This window comes from Coprococcus sp. AF51-11b1 (assembly GCF_027682785.1).
In the GTDB taxonomy this organism is placed as follows: Bacteria; Bacillota; Clostridia; order Lachnospirales; family Lachnospiraceae; genus Allocoprococcus; species Allocoprococcus comes.
In genome coordinates, this window is record NZ_JAQCZB010000016.1 from 1 (window position 1) to 20,971 (window position 20,971).

The 20,971-nt window shown below is 39.7% G+C and carries 19 protein-coding genes and 1 tRNA gene; 13 read left to right on the forward strand and 7 right to left on the reverse strand.

Annotation, left to right across the window (positions count from 1 at the left end; genetic code table 11):
• Positions 1-270: 270 nt before the first annotated feature.
• Entirely contained in the window at positions 271-1,122 is an 852-nt protein-coding gene (locus PGY05_RS14460) for an AraC family transcriptional regulator (RefSeq protein ID WP_008370897.1), read from the reverse strand.
• 292 nt (positions 1,123-1,414) lie between these two features.
• Between PGY05_RS14460 and PGY05_RS14465 the strand changes: the two genes are divergently transcribed.
• The 5 genes from PGY05_RS14465 to PGY05_RS14485 are packed head-to-tail and all read left to right on the forward strand — an operon-like array spanning position 1,415 to position 8,470.
• Entirely contained in the window at positions 1,415-2,689 is a 1,275-nt protein-coding gene (locus PGY05_RS14465; protein ID WP_195488741.1) for an ABC transporter substrate-binding protein, read from the forward strand.
• Between the two features lie 14 nt (positions 2,690-2,703).
• Positions 2,704-3,579: a carbohydrate ABC transporter permease gene (locus PGY05_RS14470; protein ID WP_008370893.1), complete on the forward strand. Its 876-nt coding sequence runs from the start codon at positions 2,704-2,706 to the stop codon at positions 3,577-3,579.
• Positions 3,579-4,421 carry a carbohydrate ABC transporter permease gene (locus tag PGY05_RS14475; protein ID WP_008370890.1) on the forward strand — a complete coding sequence of 281 codons (843 nt, stop codon included), beginning with the start codon at positions 3,579-3,581 and terminating at the stop codon, positions 4,419-4,421. Before PGY05_RS14470 ends, PGY05_RS14475 begins: the two co-directional genes overlap by 1 nt.
• Before the next feature lie 27 nt (positions 4,422-4,448).
• The gene (locus PGY05_RS14480) at positions 4,449-6,632 is read left to right on the forward strand and encodes an alpha-galactosidase (protein WP_270476206.1); all 2,184 of its coding nucleotides are present in this window, start codon (positions 4,449-4,451) and stop codon (positions 6,630-6,632) included.
• Positions 6,633-6,634: 2 nt separating this feature from the next.
• Positions 6,635-8,470 (forward strand): alpha-amylase family protein, encoded by a 1,836-nt coding sequence (locus tag PGY05_RS14485; RefSeq protein WP_270476208.1) that lies wholly within the window; start codon positions 6,635-6,637, stop codon positions 8,468-8,470.
• 63 nt (positions 8,471-8,533) lie between these two features.
• On the opposite strand, the gene PGY05_RS14490 is transcribed toward PGY05_RS14485, so the two are convergent.
• Both PGY05_RS14490 and PGY05_RS14495 read right to left on the reverse strand, forming a co-directional pair.
• Positions 8,534-8,779, reverse strand: a complete 246-nt coding sequence (locus tag PGY05_RS14490) for a hypothetical protein (RefSeq protein ID WP_270476209.1) — start codon at positions 8,777-8,779, stop codon at positions 8,534-8,536.
• 11 nt (positions 8,780-8,790) lie between these two features.
• Entirely contained in the window at positions 8,791-9,138 is a 348-nt protein-coding gene (locus PGY05_RS14495) for a DUF6465 family protein (RefSeq protein ID WP_022219870.1), read from the reverse strand.
• 177 nt (positions 9,139-9,315) lie between these two features.
• On the opposite strand from PGY05_RS14495, the gene PGY05_RS14500 reads away from it, so the two are divergent.
• Positions 9,316-10,110, forward strand: coding sequence for a Cof-type HAD-IIB family hydrolase (locus PGY05_RS14500; RefSeq protein WP_022219871.1), 795 nt, complete (start codon positions 9,316-9,318; stop codon positions 10,108-10,110).
• Between the two features lie 33 nt (positions 10,111-10,143).
• Here PGY05_RS14500 and PGY05_RS14505 read toward each other — a convergent pair whose 3' ends face one another.
• Positions 10,144-10,968 (reverse strand): polysaccharide deacetylase family protein, encoded by an 825-nt coding sequence (locus tag PGY05_RS14505; RefSeq protein ID WP_270476210.1) that lies wholly within the window; start codon positions 10,966-10,968, stop codon positions 10,144-10,146.
• 182 nt (positions 10,969-11,150) lie between these two features.
• Between PGY05_RS14505 and PGY05_RS14510 the strand changes: the two genes are divergently transcribed.
• The 6 genes from PGY05_RS14510 to clpB all read left to right on the forward strand — a co-directional run bounded on the left by PGY05_RS14510 (position 11,151) and on the right by clpB (position 18,461).
• Positions 11,151-11,221: transfer RNA gene (locus PGY05_RS14510), tRNA-Gly, on the forward strand.
• A gap of 240 nt (positions 11,222-11,461) precedes the next feature.
• Entirely contained in the window at positions 11,462-12,829 is a 1,368-nt protein-coding gene (locus tag PGY05_RS14515) for an MATE family efflux transporter (protein ID WP_055261416.1), read from the forward strand.
• A gap of 13 nt (positions 12,830-12,842) precedes the next feature.
• Complete coding sequence (locus PGY05_RS14520; RefSeq protein ID WP_022219921.1) at positions 12,843-13,430, forward strand: cytidylate kinase-like family protein; 588 nt, start codon at positions 12,843-12,845, stop codon at positions 13,428-13,430.
• Positions 13,431-14,122: 692 nt separating this feature from the next.
• Positions 14,123-14,593: an Hsp20/alpha crystallin family protein gene (locus tag PGY05_RS14525; protein ID WP_008370865.1), complete on the forward strand. Its 471-nt coding sequence runs from the start codon at positions 14,123-14,125 to the stop codon at positions 14,591-14,593.
• A gap of 66 nt (positions 14,594-14,659) precedes the next feature.
• Positions 14,660-15,694: a DnaJ C-terminal domain-containing protein gene (locus tag PGY05_RS14530; protein WP_270476212.1), complete on the forward strand. Its 1,035-nt coding sequence runs from the start codon at positions 14,660-14,662 to the stop codon at positions 15,692-15,694.
• Positions 15,695-15,860: 166 nt separating this feature from the next.
• Entirely contained in the window at positions 15,861-18,461 is a 2,601-nt protein-coding gene (gene clpB / locus PGY05_RS14535; RefSeq protein ID WP_008370859.1) for an ATP-dependent chaperone ClpB, read from the forward strand.
• Between the two features lie 78 nt (positions 18,462-18,539).
• Here the strand turns inward: clpB and PGY05_RS16715 are convergent, their stop codons facing one another.
• On the reverse strand, positions 18,540-18,707 hold the full coding sequence (locus PGY05_RS16715) for a helix-turn-helix domain-containing protein (RefSeq protein ID WP_270476239.1): 168 nt from the start codon (positions 18,705-18,707) through the stop codon (positions 18,540-18,542).
• 150 nt (positions 18,708-18,857) lie between these two features.
• Here PGY05_RS16715 and PGY05_RS16720 point away from each other — a divergent pair, with 150 nt between their 5' ends.
• The gene (locus PGY05_RS16720; RefSeq protein WP_242859504.1) at positions 18,858-18,965 is read left to right on the forward strand and encodes a helix-turn-helix domain-containing protein; all 108 of its coding nucleotides are present in this window, start codon (positions 18,858-18,860) and stop codon (positions 18,963-18,965) included.
• A 304-nt stretch (positions 18,966-19,269) separates the two neighbouring features.
• Here PGY05_RS16720 and PGY05_RS14550 read toward each other — a convergent pair whose 3' ends face one another.
• Complete coding sequence (locus tag PGY05_RS14550; RefSeq protein ID WP_055246324.1) at positions 19,270-20,007, reverse strand: GntR family transcriptional regulator; 738 nt, start codon at positions 20,005-20,007, stop codon at positions 19,270-19,272.
• Entirely contained in the window at positions 20,004-20,714 is a 711-nt protein-coding gene (locus tag PGY05_RS14555; protein WP_118198798.1) for a GntR family transcriptional regulator, read from the reverse strand. The genes PGY05_RS14550 and PGY05_RS14555 overlap by 4 nt, the downstream gene beginning before the upstream one ends.
• Positions 20,715-20,971 lie beyond the last annotated feature (257 nt).

Sequence of the window (20,971 nt, forward strand, 5' to 3'; positions counted from 1 at the left end):
TAATCGGTCGAGGGCATAACCAAGAAGGTAGGACAGGGTAAGGAAGAATGGATGGAGTAGAGATTTAAATTTGTATGTGGTTTTGAAGGTACATGAAAAAAGTAAGGGAGCTGTAAACCGTAAGGGTTTGCAGTTTTTTTATTGCATAGCAAAATCCGTAGGAACTTCCTGTTAAATAAAAGGCACTACGAGCCTAGGCACATTCTTTATTATTACATATTAAATAATAAAAATAGAATGCACAGTCTGAACTGCAGCATTCTTTTTCTATTATTGTTTAAGTCTGTTCTGATTACGCCAGTCTCTTGGCGATATTCCATAAATATTTTTAAATGCTCTGGAAAAATGTAATTGGTTGGGATAACCGACTGCATTACCTACATCTTTAATGGAAAGCTTTGTCAGTTTTAATAATTCAGCAGCTTTAATCATTCTATAATTCAACAAAAATTCCTGAGGAGATTTTCCAATTCCGTCTTTGAATATTTTTCCGAAATAACTGCGGTTTAATCCGCATACAGCAGCGATGTTTTCGACAGAAATATCGTTTTGGAAATTCTGCTCTATATAAGATAGGGCTTCATGGATATAAAAATCCTGAAGACGGCTGATTTTTGATGTCTGCATGATGGAAGTAGAACGAATAAGAGCATCAATTGCAAGATAGAGATGCCCGATCAGGTGAAATGGTGTAGCGTCTCCGTGACTTGCAATATAGAGAAGTTCTTCTTTCAGTATTTCACGCAGATCCTTAGAAGTAGCTTTATAAATCGGATTATCCAAACTAAGTCCGGAAAGTTCAATGGTTTCCTTTGCACGTAGTCCGTCAAATTCAATCCATGTATATTCCCATGGGAGTTTTTCATCAGAGATATAAGTATTGATCTGACCGGGGAAAATCATAAAGCCCTGGCCACTTTTTACGTGATAGGTCTGTGTGACACCGTGAGAATCATTTGCCATTAAAATTCCGGTGCCGGAGATAATGTAGTGAAAAAGAAAATGATTACGGACGGCAGGACCAAAACTATGCGCCGGTTCACATTGTTCGTAACCAAACTGATACAATCCAAGATCGACAAAATTCTCGCTTGGAAATACTGAAAACATAAGTTCTTTCATAATAATTCCTTTCTCATAGGTGCTCTGCCGTGAAAAAATGATGTTTAGCAGATGTTAAGTCAGTTGATATATATATTTATTCTACTGATTTAATAAATAGATTGCAACTAAAATATACCAAAATGCTATGCCTTTAGCAAAAAAGAAGAAAATAATAGCATTTTGGAATAAAACTTCAAATGCAATGATATTTTTAGTCGCATAATGGTATGTTATAATACAACTATAAAGAAAGTACTTGATATATCGAGCGGTAACTAAAAACGAATATACCTGTGAGGAAGGAGAAAAAATGAGAAGGAAAAGAGCAGCAATTGTTTTGGGAATGTCCTGTATTCTGATGGCATCAGCTGTATTACAGGGATGTCAGCAAAATCCAAAAAGCGGAAAAGTGGAAATTGAACTTGTTCAGTATAAACCAGAGGCGGTAGATATATTTGAACAGCTCGAAAAAGAATTTAATGAGACACATGATGATATCCATTTAAAAATATCTTCCCCAAATGATGCGACAACAATTTTGAAAACACGTTTTATCAGAGAAGATTATCCGGATATTATCGGAATCGGAGGAGATATCAATTATTCGTATTTTGTTGATTCAGGAATACTGGCTGACCTTTCAGATTATGAAGGACTTAGTGAAGTAAAACCTGCTTATCTGGATATTATTGAAGGATTGGAGTTTGTTCCGACAGAAGGAACATATGGGCTTCCGTATGTGGCAAATGCGGCAGGAGTGCTCTATAACAAAGATATGTTTGCGGAACATGGATGGGAGATTCCGCAGACCTGGGATGAATTTATTTCTCTTTGCGAGGAGATTCAGAATGAAGGAATCCAGCCACTTTATTTTGGATATAAAGATACCTGGACCTGCCTTGCACCTTGGAATGCACTTGCAGTCGGACTTGCACCATCCGATGTTTGTCAGCAGGTGAATAAGGGAGAAACAACCTTCTCCAAAGAATATCCGCAAGTGGCAGAAAAAATGCTTGAATTGTTAAATTATGGTGAAGATGGACCGTTTGGATACGGATACAACGATGCATGTACTGCATTTGCAAATGGTGAATCAGCGATGTATACAATCGGAAGCTATGCAATTCCGCAGATCAAATCTGTAAATCCGGATATGAATATCGGATCCTTTGTTATGCCGGCTAATGATTCTGAAGAGGACAATGTATTAAATTCAGGAGTAGATTTGCAGTTCTGCGTGATGGATGCATGTGAAAATAAAGAAGCGGCATATGAAGTCCTTGATTTTCTGATGGATCATGAAAGTATCCAGGCATACTTAGATGCGCAGAATGCAGTGCCTTGTAAAGATGAAGATTTTGCACTGGCTCCGGAGCTGGAAGATATGAAACCATATATTCAGGATAACCGTATGGCGGATTACCAGGACCACTATTATCCGTCAGAAATGGCAGTCGATGCACAAATCCAGACATTTCTCATAAACCAGGATGTTGACGCATTCCTGAAAAAATTTGACAAAGACTGGATTAGATATAACAGGGATATCATTCGTATGATGGAAGATTATGAAGCAGGCAAGTAGGAGGGATACAGATCATGAATAAATTGAAAAGGATGAATGGCAGAGAGCGGACATTTTTACTGATTACGATACCGATACTTGCGTTGTTTTTCTGCTTTAATACGCTGCCACTTATTAAAGGTGTTATTTATAGTTTTACAAATTTTCGAGGATATGGCGAGTTTGACTGGGTAGGTATTCGGAATTATACAGACTTATTTACTGATGCAAGAGTCGGGAAATCCTACCTGTTTACATTCAAGCTTGCAATTGTTGCAACAATAGTTGTAAATGTGTTAAGTCTTGTTTTAGCTCTTGGATTAAACAGTAAAATTAAATTTAAAAGTGCACTCAGAGGAATGTATTTCGTTCCAAATATTTTAGGAGCACTTGTAGTGGGCTATATTTTCAATTACTTTTTCACTTATATTCTTCCGGCAGTTGTAAAAATGATGGGCGGAAAAGGTGACAGTATCCTGGCAAGCTCAAAATGGGCATGGGTTGCGATCGTAATTGTATGTGCATGGCAGTCTGTTGCAATGAATACGATTATTTATATTTCCGGACTTCAGACGGTACCGGAGGATGTATACGAAGCAGGTTCTCTTGATGGAGCGACCGGATGGAAAAAATTCAAGAATCTGACATTTCCACTGATCCTTCCATTCTTTACCATCAATATGGTACTTTGTATGAAGAATTTTCTGATGGTATTTGATCAGATCATGGCTCTTACCAAAGGAGGTCCGGCGCAGAGTACAGAATCAATTTCATTTTTGATTTATAACAATGGTATGGCCGGAGGACAGTTTGGGTTCCAGAGTGCCAATGCAGTTGTGTTCTTTGTAGTGATCGTTGTGATCTCTGTATTACAGATGAACTTTTTGGGAAATAAGGAGGAACAGTTATAATGAAAGTAAAGGTGAAAGAAAGAGTAAACTGGCCAATCACAATTTTATTGATTCTGGGTCTTGTAACCGTTATTTTTCCTCTTTATCTTACAGTTGTGATTGCATTTAAGAAACCGTCGGAAATGACAAACAGTATTTCCGGAATCTTATCACTGCCAAAAAGCTGGAGCTTTTCTAACTTTGCAGAAGCAATGCGTGTAACAGATTTCTGGCATTCACTGGGCAACAGTGTGCTGATAACGATTGTAACGGTAGTTCTTTCCATTCTGATTCATTCTATGATCGGTTATGTGATCGGAAGAAGTAAAAGTACCAGTAAATTTTACAAAGTAGCCTATCTTTATATTGTAAGCGGTATGTTTGTTCCATTTGCAATTTTGATGATGCCACTTGTGAAGCAGACAGCACAGATGAGAATTGACAATATTTTCGGTGTTATTTTGTGTTATCTTGTATTTTATATGCCGATGAATGTGCTCTTATACTCCGGTTATCTGAAAAATATTCCGATGGCACTGGAAGAGGCTGCACATGTAGACGGGGCAACAACCTGGAAAACTTACTGGAGCGTTATTTTCCCAATCATGAAACCGATGCATGCAACAGTAGCGGTACTTACAGCACTTGGTACATGGAATGATGTTATGACACCACTTGTAATTCTGGCAGGTAGTGATGTGAACACACTGCCACTTGCACAGATGACATTCCAGACACAATTTGGAACCAATTATAATCTTGCATTTGCATCCTATTTACTGGCACTGCTTCCGATTTTGATTTTCTATCTGATCTGTCAGAAACAGATTCTGAACGGTGTTGTAAATGGCGCAGTAAAATAAATTTGACAGAAGCTTAAGGAGAAGAATATGGGAATCATATACAACGAGAAAGCAAAAACATTTACATTACATACCCAAAATACAACGTATCAGATGCAAATTGATGCATATGGATTTTTACTGCATTTATATTATGGAAGAAAGACAGATGGAGTTATGGACTATCTTCTGACCTATGCAGACCGTGGCTTCTCAGGAAATCCGCATGATACAGGAAATGAAAGAACATATTCCCTTGATGTGCTGCCGCAGGAATTTCCGTGTCGACTGACAGGAGATTTCAGGAGTCCGGTGCTTGATCTTGTAAATGCAGATGGTTCTTTTGGATGCGATCTTAGATATCAGGGATATGAGATTTGTGATGGAAAATATAATTTGAAGGGACTTCCGGCAGTTTATGCTGCCGAAGAGGAAGCCCAGACTCTGATCATTTATATGAAAGATCAGGTGACAGGATTACAGGTAGAATTACTTTATGGAGTTCTTCCGGAGTATGATGTGATCACAAGAAGTGCAAAAGTGATCAATACAGAAGAAGATAAAATCAGACTGACAAAAGCACAGGCAGCCTGTATCGATTTCGTTCATGGTGAATTTGACGTAATTTCATTTTACGGCCGCCATGCGATGGAAAGAAATATGCAAAGAACATCGGTAGGACATGGAGCTTTTGTAATTGGAAGCCGCAGAGGAACATCCAGCCATCAGTACAATCCGATGATGATACTGGCAGAAAAAGAAACGACGGAAGACGCAGGTACTTGTTATGGAATGTCCTTTGTATACAGCGGAGGATTTAAAGCAGAAGTAGAGAAGGATCAGTTTGGACAGACAAGAATGCAGATGGGACTGCAGGAAGAGCAGTTTTCTTATCCATTGGAAAAAGGACAGGAATTTGTGATTCCGGAAGTTATTTTAACCTGCAGCAATCAGGGACTCGGAAAGCTTTCCCAGAATCTGCAGAGATGTATTCGTAAAAATCTGTGTCGCGGAAAATATAAAGAAAAAGTAAGACCGGTACTGATCAACAGTTGGGAAGCATGCTATTTTGATTTTACGGGAGAAGATATCTATCATCTTGCCGAGCAGGCAAAGGATCTGGGAATCGATATGGTTGTACTGGACGATGGATGGTTTGGAAGTCGAAATGATGACAACAGTGGACTTGGCGACTGGAAGGTTAATGAAGAAAAGCTGCAGGGAAGTCTTGGTGACCTGATCAGCAGGATCAATGCGTTAGGTGTTAAATTCGGGCTCTGGTTTGAGCCGGAGATGGTAAATGAAGACAGTGATCTTTACCGTGAACATCCGGACTGGGCAATTCAGATTCCGGGAAGAAAACCGGTAAAAGGAAGAAACCAGCTGCTCCTTGATTTTTCGAGAAAAGAAGTTGTGGATGCTGTTTATGAGCAGATGTGTCAGGTGCTCGATCAGGGAAATATCGAATATGTAAAATGGGATATGAACCGAAGTATGGCAGAAATATATTCTATGACAGCAGAAGAACAGGGCAGTGTGCAGTATGACTACATGCTTGGACTTTATGATTTCCTGGAGCGTATTATAAGCCGCTATCCAGACCTTCTGATCGAAGGCTGCAGTGGTGGTGGAGGGCGTTTTGACGCGGGAATGCTGTATTATACACCACAGATCTGGTGCAGTGACAATACCGATGCAGTGGATCGTGTAAGGATCCAATACGGAACATCCTTTGGGTATCCGGTATCTGCAGTTGGATCTCACGTATCTGCAGTTCCGAATCATCAGACAGGAAGAAAGACATCACTCCATACAAGAGGTGTCTGTGCCATGGCAGGAACCTTCGGCTATGAACTGGATCCGGCGAAAATGACAGATGAAGAGCGCAGAGAGATCAGGGAACAGATAGTAGAATACAAAAAATATGCACAGCTTGTACAAAATGGACTTTACTATCGACTGAGTAATCCATTCGTAGAAGAAATCGGTGCATGGGAATTTGCATCAGAAGATGGGAAAGAAGTACTTGTAAATGTAGTTATGCTTGAAATCCATGGAAACATGACAGTAAATTATGTAAAAATGAAAGGTCTGTGTGCCGGACAATTCTATAAAGATTCAAATACCGGAAAAATTTATCCGGCAGAGGCGCTGATGGAAGTTGGAATTCCGATGCCGCTTGAATTTGGTGAGTACAAAGCATATCAGATTTATCTGGAAATGGTCGAGTAAAAATGAGAAAAACAAATGATATTTTTGAAAAGAGACTGGCGAAGCATATGGATGAGCTTCGCTGGCTCTATATGGAATTATATGATAATGAAGCAATGTTTGCAGAGCTTTGTGAACAGATGCAGAATTACTATCATGCAAGAAATGCGAAACTTCGAAAGAGAGATCTGGAGAAGGAAAAGGATCAGGCGTGGTATCGTAAAAAAAACATGCTGGGAATGATGTTGTATATTGATAATTTCGCCGGAAATTTAAGAGGAGTCAAAGGAAAGCTTAAGTATCTGGAAGAATGTGGTGTAAACTGCGTTCATCTGATGCCGTTTCTCGATTCGCCAAAGGGAAGATCCGATGGAGGCTATGCGGTTGCGGATTTCAGAAAAGTAAAGCCGGAACTTGGAACCATAGAAGACCTTGCAGATCTGGCTGAAGCCTGCCATGAAAAAGACATGAATCTGTGTATGGATTTTGTAATGAACCATACTTCCGAAGATCATGAATGGGCACAGAAGGCAAGAATGGGTGAAGGCGAATATATGAGCCGATATTTTTTCTGTGACAATGAAAACTATGTCAGAGAATATGAGAAAACAGTGCCACAGGTATTTCCGGAAACTGCACCGGGGAATTTCACCTGGCTTCCTGAAATCGGACACTACGTGTTGACTACCTTTTATCCTTACCAGTGGGATCTGAATTATAAGAATCCGAGGGTGTTTAACGAAATGATGTATAATTTCCTTTTCCTGGTCAATCAGGGGATTGACATTCTGCGGATCGATGCAGTTCCTTATATCTGGAAGGAAATGGGGACAAGCTGCAGAAATCTTCCACAGGTACACACGATAGTCAGGATGATGCGTATGATCGGGGAGATTGTGTGTCCGTCGGTTGTATTATTAGGGGAAGTCGTGATGGAACCGGAAAAAGTAGTTCCTTATTTTGGCACCATAGAAAAGCCGGAATGTCATATGCTTTATAATGTAACCATGATGGCTACTACATGGAATACGGTTGCGACGAGAGATACCAGACTTTTACGGATGCAGCTTGATATTATGAACAACCTTCCGAAAGAGTATACTTTCTTAAATTACCTCAGATGTCATGATGATATTGGATGGGGATTGGATTTCCAGACACTTGCCGGTTGGGGAATGCAGGAAGTCCCGCACAAAAGATATCTGAATGACTTCTTCACGGGAAAGATCGCAGAAAGTGTGAGCCGCGGGGAACTTTATAATGAAGATCCGATAACAGGAGATGCCAGATTCTGTGCAACGACAGCTTCCATGTGTGGAATTGAAAGTGCCGGATTTGAACAAAATGAAGAAAAGAAGAAAAGAGCAGTCAGATTTGATCTGATGCTGCATGCATATATGATGGTGCAATCCGGAATTCCAATGCTTTACAGTGGAGATGAGATTGGTCAGGTAAATGATTATACTTATAAAAATGATCCGGAAAAACGGGTTGATTCCAGGTATATCCACAGAGGAAAATTTGACTGGAAGCTGGCAGACGGACGAAAGAGAAAAGGAACGGTACAAAAAGAACTGTTTGATGGAATTGGAAAACTTAGATCCATCCGAAGTAAGGAAAAAGTATTTGACGCATCGGCAAATGTCTGGACGCTTGATACCTGGGAAAATGGAATCCTTGGAGTTGTGCGGGAACTGGAAGGCGAGCAGATGACAGCACTTTTTAATTTCGCAGAAGAGGACCGGACAGCCTGGATCGAAGAAGAGGGAGAGTATATAGATTTATATACCGGTAAAAAAGTCAGCCTTCAGGCAATAAAAATGGAAGGCCATTCCTTTGTATTAGCAAAGAAATGCTAAAGTAAGATAGAAAAAGAGCAGGTAAGAAATTCTATCCTTTCTTACCTGCTTTTGTATACTTTATTAGTTTTCCTGCATATCTTTCAGCATCTGGATAAGTTCCAAATCCTTTTCGGTAACACGGAAATTAGTGGTATAATTCCGTCCTTCCGGAGATTTGACGGAGATTTCGATGATGCTGTCTTTGCGGCATGCATCTCCTTTTACTGCATGAATAAAAGGCATAAATTTAGGATGCTCCTGTTGAAAAGTGGAAAATGCGGATTTCAGTTTTGCAAGCATTCCAAGCTGTTGAAAGTTAAGCGCCATAAAATACTCCTTTATAATTCAATATATCCATTGAACCCTCCAAGGGTGTAATATGCTTTTTTATCTTCTGGTTTCAGATAAATGGAGAGAGCTTCCGGATTTTCTACAGCGTGTCCCTTTGCATTGCAGTCAGCGATCACACGTTCTGTGATAGCGGCTACAGTATATTCTGCACTCTGGTACTGAACATAAAATGCAGGATTTTTGGCAGGAACTTCTACTGGTACTTTGACTTCTTTTACAACTTCTTTTATCTCTACAACAGGAGTTGCCGTAGCCGGTGCTGATGATGTAGCTGTAGCAGTTACTGCTGATTCAAGTGTTCTTTTCTGTTTTTTCTTATCGATTCTTTTATTCATTATTATTACCCCTTTTTCAAATTGTACAACATCTATTATATTACTTTTATATGGAGAAGTCAAAAGGGCATTTATCACAGATATTTTGCACAAAATGAAAAAGGGTTGCGCATAATGGTGAGATATGAGTATAATGAGTATCGTGTAATTGGAGTATAACCGGGAGGAAAAGGTAGAATGAATAGAGCAGCATTATTTTTTGATATTGATGGGACCGTACTCAGTGAGATTACAAAAGAGATTCCCGCAAGTACGGTAGATGCACTTAAAAGGGCACACGACGCAGGACATTTTTTATTTATCAATACAGGAAGAACATACTGCAGTGTTCCGGTGGAACTGAAAAAACTTCCATTTGATGGATATTTGTGTGGATGTGGGATTTATTTTACATTTGATGAAGAAATTATTTTTGAAAAGCATCTGGATCCGGAGAGGGGCGATGAGATCGCTGATTATATGACAAAATGTCAGATTGATGGGATTTTTGAGGGAGCGGAAGATGTGTATTTCACTTCAAGAGTTTCAAGATTTGACAGATTGGAAAATACAAAAAAATACATGAATAACCGTGGACTTGGAATCGAGCGTTATATGGAGCAGAGAAGATGTCCATATGATAAAATCTTTATTTATACGGATGAAAAAAGTGATGTAAAAGCATTTTTTGAATTTATCAAAGATGATATGGAAGTAATCGACCGTGGAAGTAATACGTTTGAATGTATCCTGAAGGGCTATACAAAAGGAACTGCGATTGACTGGGTACTGGAGCATTTTGGAATGACGAGAGATCAGTCGTATGTATTTGGAGACAGCAGCAATGATCTGGCCATGTTCCGGCATGCTGGGCATGCGATTGCGATGGGCGCGCATGACCAGGTGCTGGAACCTTATACAGAATTTGTTACAAAGACCGTTGAAGAAGATGGAATTGCTTATGCGATGAAGAAATATGGACTGATCGATTAGAGAATCCTCCGATAAAGTGACAGAGAAAAATTCCTAAGATGCAGTAGCTTTTATAAGGTCATCAAGAGAAGCAAAATGATAACCCATTTCTTCCCATTTGGTGAGAAGTTCATCTAAGATTTCAGCGTTTGTAGAGGATGTACTGTGGAGTAAAACGATGGCACCGGGATGGATCCTCCCAAGCAGCTTTTCAAAAGCCTCTTCGTGGGATGGCTGGCTATCCTGATACCAGTCGACGTAGGCGAGACTCCAGAAGAAGGTATGATAGCCAAGATCCTGTGCCATTTTCAGGTTGGCTTCGCTGTATTTGCCTTGTGGTGGACGATAAAATCTGGAAATTTCCTGTCCGGTGATCTGCTGATACAGTTTTTCAACTGTCTGGATTTCTTCAGAAAAGGATTCCATTGTAGAAATCTGTGACATGTCTTTGTGATGCCAGGTGTGGTTGCCGATGGTGTTACCGGCAGCGAGGATCTGTTTGATAAGTTCTGGATTGCTTTCCAGAAGTGTGCCGACGACGAAGAACGTTGCCGGAGCCTGATGTTTCGTAAGAGCTTCCAGAATAGCCGGTGTATTTCCATTTTCATAACCGGCATCGAAAGTAAGGTAGATTACCTTTTCGCCGGTGTCCTGTGCGTAAAAGGCATCAAATTTTTTCAACTCGTCAAATGTGGCATTGCCGACAGGGGGATCCCCATCCGTTTGGAAGCTGAGCCCCCAGTTGCCTTCAGAAGAGGTGGGAACAGCGGCTGGAAAGAAATGATCATGCAGAAATGCAACGCCGGTTCCCACAAAGAAAGCCGCAAGGAAAAGAAAACAGATCCGTATAATATTTTTTGATTTTAATCTGGAAAACATAAAAGGAACTCCGATCGGATAGAAAACAGGTGATTGATAAAATATATGTGGAAATGGAAGGAAAAGAACCGAAATAGATAAAATAGCGATCAGAAAATAAAGTGAACAAAAAGTAATCAAAAATTGAAAAAAAGACTTGCATTTTTTCTGAGATGTGATATTATATTATTTGTCTTTAAGACGCGGGTGTAGTTCAATGGTAGAACACCAGCCTTCCAAGCTGGATACGTGGGTTCGATTCCCATCACCCGCTTTTGTTATGCGTAAAAAGAAGAGAGAATGTAAGGAAAATTTTGTTTGACTTTTTGAAAAAGAGGAAATATAATTACAAGAAACGAGTAGCAAGTAAGCGTAAATCCAGTTTACCAGCTACTCGTTTTCATTTTGCAAAAATCAATATCGCCATGAAAAAGTGTGTAGCGTGTCAGCGTAAGTCCAGCTTATATGACAAGGTGCGCACTTTTTTTGTGCCAAAAAGAAAGGAGTTTAAAAAATGGCGGAAAGCAACAAGATGAAGGAGATGCCGGTAAATAAGCTGATGGTCCAGATGGGAATCCCGATGATCCTATCTATGGCATTGCAGGCAGTCTATAACATTGTAGACAGTGCATTTGTAGGAAATATGAGAGTAGGCAGTGAGGCAGCATTAAATGCATTGACTTTGGTATTCCCGGTTCAGATGCTTATGGTCGCAGTAGGAATCGGAACGGGTGTAGGAACCAATGCACTTCTGGCAAGGACACTTGGTCAAGGGAATAGTAAAAAAGCAGCAAAGGTAGCAGGAAACAGTCTGTTTCTTGGAGTGATCATTTATGTGGTCTGCTTACTGTTTGGTATCTTTGGGGTGAAAGCATATATTTCATCACAGACAGTAGATACAGAAGTATTGGAGATGGGAGTCAGCTATCTGAGGATATGCTGCGTAATCTCTTTTGGTATTATTTTCTTTTCTTTATTTGAAAAGTTATTACAGGCAACAGGTCGTTCTCTTTATTCCACAATTGGTCAGGTGGTTGGAGCCGTTGTAAATATTATCCTTGATCCGATCATGATTTATGGTATTGGTCCTTGCCCGGAAATGGGAGTGAAAGGTGCAGCTTATGCAACTGTAATTGGTCAGGTAGCATCCGCAGTATTATTGCTTATCTTTCATATCAAATTCAATAAGGAATTCGAGCATGGGGCAAAATACATGAAGCCGGATGGCGGAATTATCAAAGAAATCTATACAATCGGACTTCCGGCAATCATTGCACAGGCATTGATGTCCATTATGGTTTATGTGATGAATCTGATCCTGAAGTTCAATCCAGCAGCACAGACAGCCTATGGATTATTTTATAAAGTTCAACAGTTTGTACTGTTTCTCGCTTTTGGTCTGCGAGATGCGATCACCCCGATCATTGCATTTGCTTATGGAATGAGAAGTAAAAAGAGAATTCAGGATGGAATCAAATATGGTCTGATCTATACAATTGTGTTAATGATTCTGGGAATTACAATCACAGAGATTTTCCCCGGAGCATTTGCAACGCTGTTTAATGCGGGACAGTCAAGAGAATATTTTATTGAAGCAATGAGAATAATCTCAGTCAGCTTTTTGTTTGCAGGCATCAATATTGCTTATCAGGGTATTTATCAGGCACTGAATGGTGGTATAGAGTCCCTTGTTATTTCGCTTTTGAGACAGCTCATTATTATACTGCCGCTGGCCGGAATTTTTTCTATGTTTGTCAGAAATGGACAGATGGGCATTTCATTGATCTGGTGGTCATTTCCGATTACTGAAATAGTTTCATGTTTTGCAGGTTATGTATTTTTAAAGAGAATCAAAAAAAATAAAGTAGATGTTTTGAATTAAGGAGGAATCAGAGATGGCGAAAAGAATTATTACAATCAGTAGAGAATTTGGAAGCGGTGGACGTTTCATCGGAGAAAAAGTAGCGAAGAAACTTGGGATTGCTTATTATGATAAAAATATTATTAATGACATTGCAGAGAAGTCCGGTTTGTCACCGGAGTATGTTCAGAAAAATGCAGAATTATCTCCGAAAAAAGGATTATTTGCATATGCATTTGCCGGACGTGATATTACAGGAAAATCAGTAGAAGACATGGTGTATGAGGCACAGAGAAAGGTTATCTTAGAACTGGCTGATAAGGAATCTTGTGTGATTATCGGAAGAAATGCAGACTATATTCTGAAGGATAGGGACGATGTGCTGAATGTATTTATCTATGGGGATATGCCGGAAAAAACAAAGCGAATTATGGGGTTATATAATGTAGAAGAAAAGGAAGCTGTCAAAATGATGGCAGATACAGATAAAAGGCGTATGACGAATTATAATTTTTATACGGATCAGAAATGGGGAAAAACGAGCAATTATACGCTGTGTCTGAACAGCTCACAGCTTGGATATGACAGATGTGAAGCGATAATTATTGAGTGTGCAAAATAAAAATTTGCTTACATTTTTCAAAAAATAAAGTATAATTAATATTGTAAAACCAAGTACGATTTACATGAAAATTAGGGATCATTTCATTCAAATTTACTGAGTGAAGGATCCCTTTTTCTATGTGACGTATCTTTAAATTGAAAGAGATGTAGTTATAATGAAAAGAATTAAAGCAGCTTGTATCACTTAGACATTGTTTTTTCAAATCATGATGGAGAAACGACAGAGTATGCAAAAAAAGCGATTGTACAGGAGTGTGAAAAGTATAAAGCACAGTTAGAAAAGAGTGGAACAAAGTACAAAATTTTGTCAGAAAATATGATATTGCTGGAGAAGTGTAGTAAGAAAATCAGACGAATATATTTTTCCGAAGATTTGTCGTAAAAATGTGGTCAAATCAAGAAAATCGAGTGCGAAAGCAAGTGAAAAATCCCTGGGAAGCTGAGAGATACGCCATGCACAGCTCGGGAAAGAATTTCCTCGTTGCCGGGCTGTCGCCCTATAAAATAGCAAAAATAGACGCCTTTGCAAGTTCGTTCACAAAATCTTCACAAAATTATTAGCACTCACCTATTGACAGTGCTAATAATGCGTGCTATAGTACAGATAGAACAAAGGAAGGGGAACGAAAAGAAAGGTTCGCCAGAAAGTGTTCCGAACGTATTATGAGTGTTTGAAAGGAGACAGGACTTATGTTAATGCCTAGTATTTTTAATAATAATTTATTTGATGATGATTGGTTTGGATTTCCGTTTTACGGATATGCAGATAAAGCAGAGAACAGAGCAGAAAAGAAGCTCTATGGACATCATGCGAATAATCTGATGAAGACAGATATCAAGGAAATGAAAGATGGATATGAACTTGAGATTGATCTTCCAGGGTTCAAGAAAGATGAAGTTACTGCAGAATTGAAAGATGGTTATCTGACAGTCAGTGCGGCGAAAGGTCTTGATCAGGATGAACAGGAGAAAGAAACCGGCAGGTATATCCGCCGTGAACGTTACGCAGGAGCATGTCAAAGAAGTTACTATGTTGGTGAAGATATCACAGAAGAAGATATCAAAGCAGAATTTAAACATGGTATTCTGAAACTCTTTGTTCCGAAAAAAGAAGCAAAACCAGCGGTAGAAGAGAAGAAATATATCACAATTGAAGGTTAATATAGAAGATAAATTTCCCCCGGAGAGCAATCTCCGGGGTGTTTTACAGGCAGGAGGTGACAGAGCATGGCAGCAAAGCGGGATTACTACGAGGTGCTCGGAGTAGCAAAGAATGCAGATGAGAAGACAATCAAAAAAGCTTACCGGAAGCTGGCGAAGAAGTATCATCCGGATACCAATGCCGGAAATCCGGATGCAGAAAAGAAATTCAAAGAAGTAACAGAAGCTTATTCGGTACTGAGTGATCCGGAAAAGAAGAAGATGTACGATCAGTTCGGACACGCTGCATTTGACCAGTCTGCAGGAGGCAGCTATCAGGGCAGTGGATTCGAAAATGGTTTCCAGGGATTCAAAAGTGGTCCTGGAGGATATCAGGAGTATCATTTTACAGGAAATGCAGATGATATTTTCGGAGATATGTTTAAAGATATCTTCCATGGAAGCAGCAGTAAGAGCACAGATGGTTTCGGAGGTCATGGTTTTCACAGAAGCAGTTTCTATGACGATGGATCCGGATTTGGTGGCTTCGGAGGATTTGGCGGTCACGGATCAGCAGGCTTTGATCAGAAAGGTCAGGATCTGAATGCCAGTGTGTCTGTTACATTTGATGAGGCAGCATTTGGATGTGATAAAAGAATTACCTTGCAGGATCAGAGCGGAAAAGCACAGACACTTGAGGTGCATATTCCGGCAGGAATTGACAGCGGAAAGAGCATAAGACTTCGCGGAAAAGGAATGCCGGGAACCGGAAAAGGCGGTGCAGGAGATCTGCTTCTGAAAGTAACTGTTCAGCCAAAAGCCGGATATGAACGAAAAGGTATGGATGTTTATACAACGGTCAGCATTCCTTATACAACTGCTGTGTTTGGTGGAGAAGCAAGGGTGCATACCCTGTATGGTGATGTGATGTGCAAAATCAAAGAAGGAACACAGTCAGGAAGCAGGATTCGTTTAAGAGGAAAAGGAATCGTTTCCATGAAGGATGCAAATGTCCATGGTGATCAGTATGTAACGGTACAAATTCAGGTTCCGAGACATTTAAATGCAGAAGCAAGACAGAAACTGATGGAATATAAGAAAGCCGCTGCCGGAGGAAGATAAAGGATCCGGGGCGTTTCATATAGATGGGACTTAGAAAATGAGTCCGATGATTTGACAGGGAAGTAAAAATTTATATAGATTTAGCACTCGACTATTGACAGTGCTAATAACAAGTGCTATAGTTCGAGTAGAACAAAGATAGCAAGGCAAAGGAGGGACTCATGTTATGAATATCAATAAATTTACACAAAGTTCTATGGCAGCAGTACAGAACCTTGAAAAGATTGCGGCAGATTATGGCAACCAGGAAATTGAACAGGAACATCTTCTGTATTCTTTGCTTACAATAGATGACAGCCTGATTCTCAAGCTGATTGAGAAGATGGGCATTACAAAAGAGACGATGATGAACCGTGTGGAAGAGCTTTTACGGAAGCGTCCGAAGGTACAGGGCGGTCAGATGTATATTGGTCAGAATCTGAATAATGTGCTGATCCATGGCGAGGATGAGGCAAAGCAGATGGGTGATGAATATGTATCGGTTGAGCATCTGTTCCTCGCACTTCTGAAATATGCGAACCGTGAGATCAAAGGTATGATGAAGGAACTTGGAATCACAAGGGAAAGCTTCCTTCAGGTACTTTCTTCGGTAAGAGGTAATCAGCGAGTAACCAGTGATAATCCGGAAGCTACTTATGATACCTTGAACAAATACGGGGAAGATCTGGTAGAAAAAGCCAGGGAGCAGAAGCTGGATCCGGTCATCGGACGTGATGCAGAGATTCGGAATGTGATCCGTATCCTGTCACGTAAGACAAAGAACAACCCGGTTCTGATCGGTGAACCTGGTGTAGGTAAGACAGCAGCAGTAGAAGGTCTGGCACAGCGTATCGTGCGTGGTGATGTACCGGAAGCTTTGAAAGATAAAAAAGTATTTGCACTGGATATGGGAGCACTGGTTGCAGGTGCCAAGTATCGTGGTGAATTTGAAGAGCGTCTGAAAGCAGTTTTGGAAGAAGTCAAGAACAGTGATGGAAACATCATTCTGTTTATCGATGAGCTGCATACCATTGTAGGTGCCGGAAAGTCAGACGGTGCAATGGACGCCGGAAATATGTTAAAACCAATGCTTGCCCGTGGTGAACTGCATTGTATCGGTGCGACAACTCTGGATGAGTATCGCCAGTATATTGAAAAGGATGCCGCTCTGGAACGTCGTTTCCAGCCGGTTATGGTGGATGAGCCTTCAGTTGAGGATGCCATTTCTATCCTTCGTGGATTGAAAGAGCGTTATGAAGTATTCCATGGTGTCAAGATCACAGACAGCGCACTGGTTGCGGCGGTTACTCTGAGTAACCGTTATATTTCAGACCGTTTCCTTCCGGATAAGGCAATCGACCTGGTTGATGAAGCATGTGCATCCATTAAGACAGAGCTGGATTCTATGCCGACAGAGCTGGATGAACTGAACCGTAAGATCATGCAGCTGGAGATTGAAGAAGCTGCTTTGAAGAAAGAGGATGACCGACTGAGCAAGGAAAGACTGCAGAAACTGCAGGAAGAACTTGCCGAAGAACGGGAAAAATTCGCAAAGCAGAAAGCACAGTGGGATAACGAAAAACATTCTGTTGAACATGTACAGAAGATCCGTGAGCAGATTGAACAGCTGAACCGTGAAATCGAAGCAGCTCAGAGGAGCTATGATCTGAACAAGGCAGCAGAGCTTCAGTACGGACGTCTTCCACAGTTGCAGAAACAGCTGGAAGAAGAGGAAGCAAAGGTAAAAGATGAAGATCTGTCACTGGTTCATGAAAGTGTTACCGATGATGAGATTGCCAAGATTATTTCCCGCTGGACTGGTATTCCGGTTGCAAAATTAAACGAAAGCGAGAGAAGCAAGACACTGCACCTTGCAGATGAACTTCACAAACGTGTCATCGGACAGGACGAAGGCGTTACGAAAGTAACCGATGCAATCATCCGTTCCAAAGCAGGAATCAAAGATCCGACTAAGCCGATTGGTTCTTTCCTCTTTCTTGGACCTACAGGTGTAGGTAAGACAGAGCTTGCAAAAGCACTTGCCGAGAATCTGTTTGATGATGAGAACAATATGGTGCGTATCGATATGAGTGAGTACATGGAGAAATATTCCGTGTCCCGTCTGATCGGAGCGCCTCCGGGATATGTCGGATATGATGAGGGCGGTCAGCTTACGGAAGCCGTTCGCAGAAAACCGTATTCCGTAGTGCTTTTCGATGAAGTAGAAAAAGCACATCCGGATGTATTTAACGTACTTCTGCAGGTACTGGATGACGGACGTATCACGGACTCACAGGGACGTACCGTTGATTTCAAGAATACGATCCTGATCATGACATCGAACATTGGATCTTCTTATCTGCTGGATGGTATCGATGAAAATGGCGATATCAAACCAGAGGCAGAGGAGATGGTCATGAATGATCTGAGAGCACATTTCAGACCGGAATTTCTGAACCGTCTGGATGAGACGATTATGTTCCGTCCGCTGACGAAAGATAATGTCTACTCTATCATCAGCCTGCTTGTCAATGATATCAATAAACGGCTTGCAGATAAAGAACTGAGGATCGAGCTTACCGAAGCAGCCAAACAGCTTGTAGTGGAAGGCGGATATGATCCGACCTATGGTGCAAGACCATTGAAGAGATATCTTCAGAAGAATGTTGAAACCGAGGCAGCTAAACTGATCCTGGAAGGAAATGTTGGCAGCGGAGATACGATCCTGATCGATAATGTGGATGGAAAACTTACTGCAAGGATCAAGCAGCACTTAAGAGAAGTATAAGAAATGTGATATATAAAGAATCTGCAATCGGCAGATCATCGAATCCGATCATGGTGACATCATCAGGCGCAGGACGGTTTATGACCGCTTGCGCCTGTATTCGTTTGGAGTTATACCAAACTGTTTTTTGAGGGCAGTCTGAAAGTGGTTCTGGTCTGAAAAACACAAAAAAGTGCTGATTGTACTGATCGGTTTATTCGTGAACTGAAGCAGACGCCGTCCCTCCTCGGGCTTGCACCGGAGAATAAAATGGCTTCTTCAATCACATAATCGCGATACAAGCTGATAAAGCAAAAAACCGGATACAATTTTCAGGAGCTTCTGCAAAGAAAAAGATTTCAGATGACGTTCTTCTGTTGTGCGATACAAAGCTTTCGATTGAAGAAATAGCCATGGATTGTCGGGTATGAGAATCAAAGCTATTTTTTCAGGCAATTTAAGAAACGTTACGGAATGACACCGCACAAATACAGAAAAGAAAACATAAAAGATAAAAAACGATAGGATGTAAAATAAGGACAGTTTTTTGAACTAATGAGGTTCTAAAAAGCTGTCCTTATTTTTGTTATATTGAGTACTATAATGGTCTCATAAATTAAGACACCCTAAACAATGCTTCTGCTGTATTCGATGACAAGCGTGAAGAAAATTTCAAGGAAAAGCTTTTCTATCCGACTAAAAATGGTTAATTCTAAGCGGCTTTAGGTGGTCAATTTTCCCCGCTCCTAAAAAAGTATTATTTTGTGTATATTCTATCTTGTTTTGTTTATGGTGCATACACATACTAAATGGTAAAATTAAAGTGAATTTAGATATCATTTGTGACAAAGCGCACTTCAAGTTTATCAGGGCGTGAATAACTTTCTGTATATTCAACTAAATTACTATTTTCATCGTATCCTATGAATTCAATATAGTTGACGATAGAGGTGGCACTTGGAAGATGAAGGTGCTTTTGAAGTTTTTCGCCAGCTTCTACCATCATCATTGTCTCATTAAATTTTACAGGCAAATGATTTTTGGATTTCATATAATCATAAAGCGATATGTGCTCAAAATTGTAATTATCGATATCTGAAAAAAAATGAAGAGGAACATAGGTAAACTCAATTGCAAGAGGTTCCTTGTTTCCAAGACGAATTCGATGAATACCGTATATTTCATCTTCTTCAGAAAGTCCAAGTTTATCTGCAAAGTATTTTCTGTTTTTGATTATACCTGTGCCTAAGCATTTATTGGAAATTTCAATACCAAAGTTACGAACTAAAGAGGTAAAGCTGGCATTTTTTGATTCATTTAGTACTCCTAAAGCAACTCGATTTTGTTCGGGTTTGCGGACAAAAGTTCCCTTTCCGTGAACGCGAATTAAGTAATGTTGGCTAATTAATTCGTCAAAGATGTCATGAATCAAATACCGACTTACACTATACATTGTTGCAAAATCCCGTTCGCTAGGAAGCAACTCCCCAGGAAGATATTCCTGTGTTTTAATTTTTGTAATGATACTAGATTTTATTTGTGCGGCTAATACATCATCATTGCTCATAAAACTACCTCCCTGATAAAACCAAAACGATCAATTAGCATATTATTTTCAAAAAAGACTGCAAGATGTCCTTGTTTATCATACATGAGCCCTTTGTATTTCATTAAAGGGCTATCAACAGGAATATTTAAAATTTGAGCAGTCTTTGTGTCTGCGTAAAGTAAGGTGACTTTTTGATTCGATTTTGCCAAGGTTATTTGACAATTGTTTGTAATCAAATCAATTGCAGGAGCAGAAGCAGCAATTTGTTGGGTGAGATCTGGATAGATATATTCAGGAATATAAGTTGTATTGATACAAATTGGTTGAGTACCATCTGAATAAAGCCAAACAATTTTGTATATTTTCGATTTTTCAGGAAGTAACATTTCGCTTGCAAGATAGTTATCTGCTTCTATTTTTTTGAAATCATATAATTCGTAAGTTAATTGTCCGCTATCTTCCTCTGAATGTAAGGAAAAATTACGAATGGATTGTAAAATGCGTTTAGGCGCTACGTAATAACCACTTCGTGGTTTTGAGATAATTGTTTTATCTTGAAGTAACAGATTCAAGGCTCCACGAACAGTTAAGCGTTGTACATGAAACAGCTCTGCCAGCTTTCGTTCCGAAGGCAGTTTGTCACCTGGAAGATAGTGTTCTTCCTTTAGCATGTATTTGATTTCTTTTGATAATGCAACATCTAAAGTTAATAAATTTTTTTTCATAAGAACTCCTAATATTATAATTTACTTGTAAATTATAATCAAATTATACGTTGTCAGTTCTTAAAAAGCAAATGGAAAGGAAAAAAGAAATGAATAAATAAAAAATAAATATAAAAACTGGTATAGTAAACCTGAAATGTGCTTCATACCAGAATAAAAGAAATATATGCATTGTGTATAAAAAAATGCATTTATATTTATAAAAATACAACAATATTCAATATTTTTTGCGTGAAATATTGAAAAAAATGAAAAAA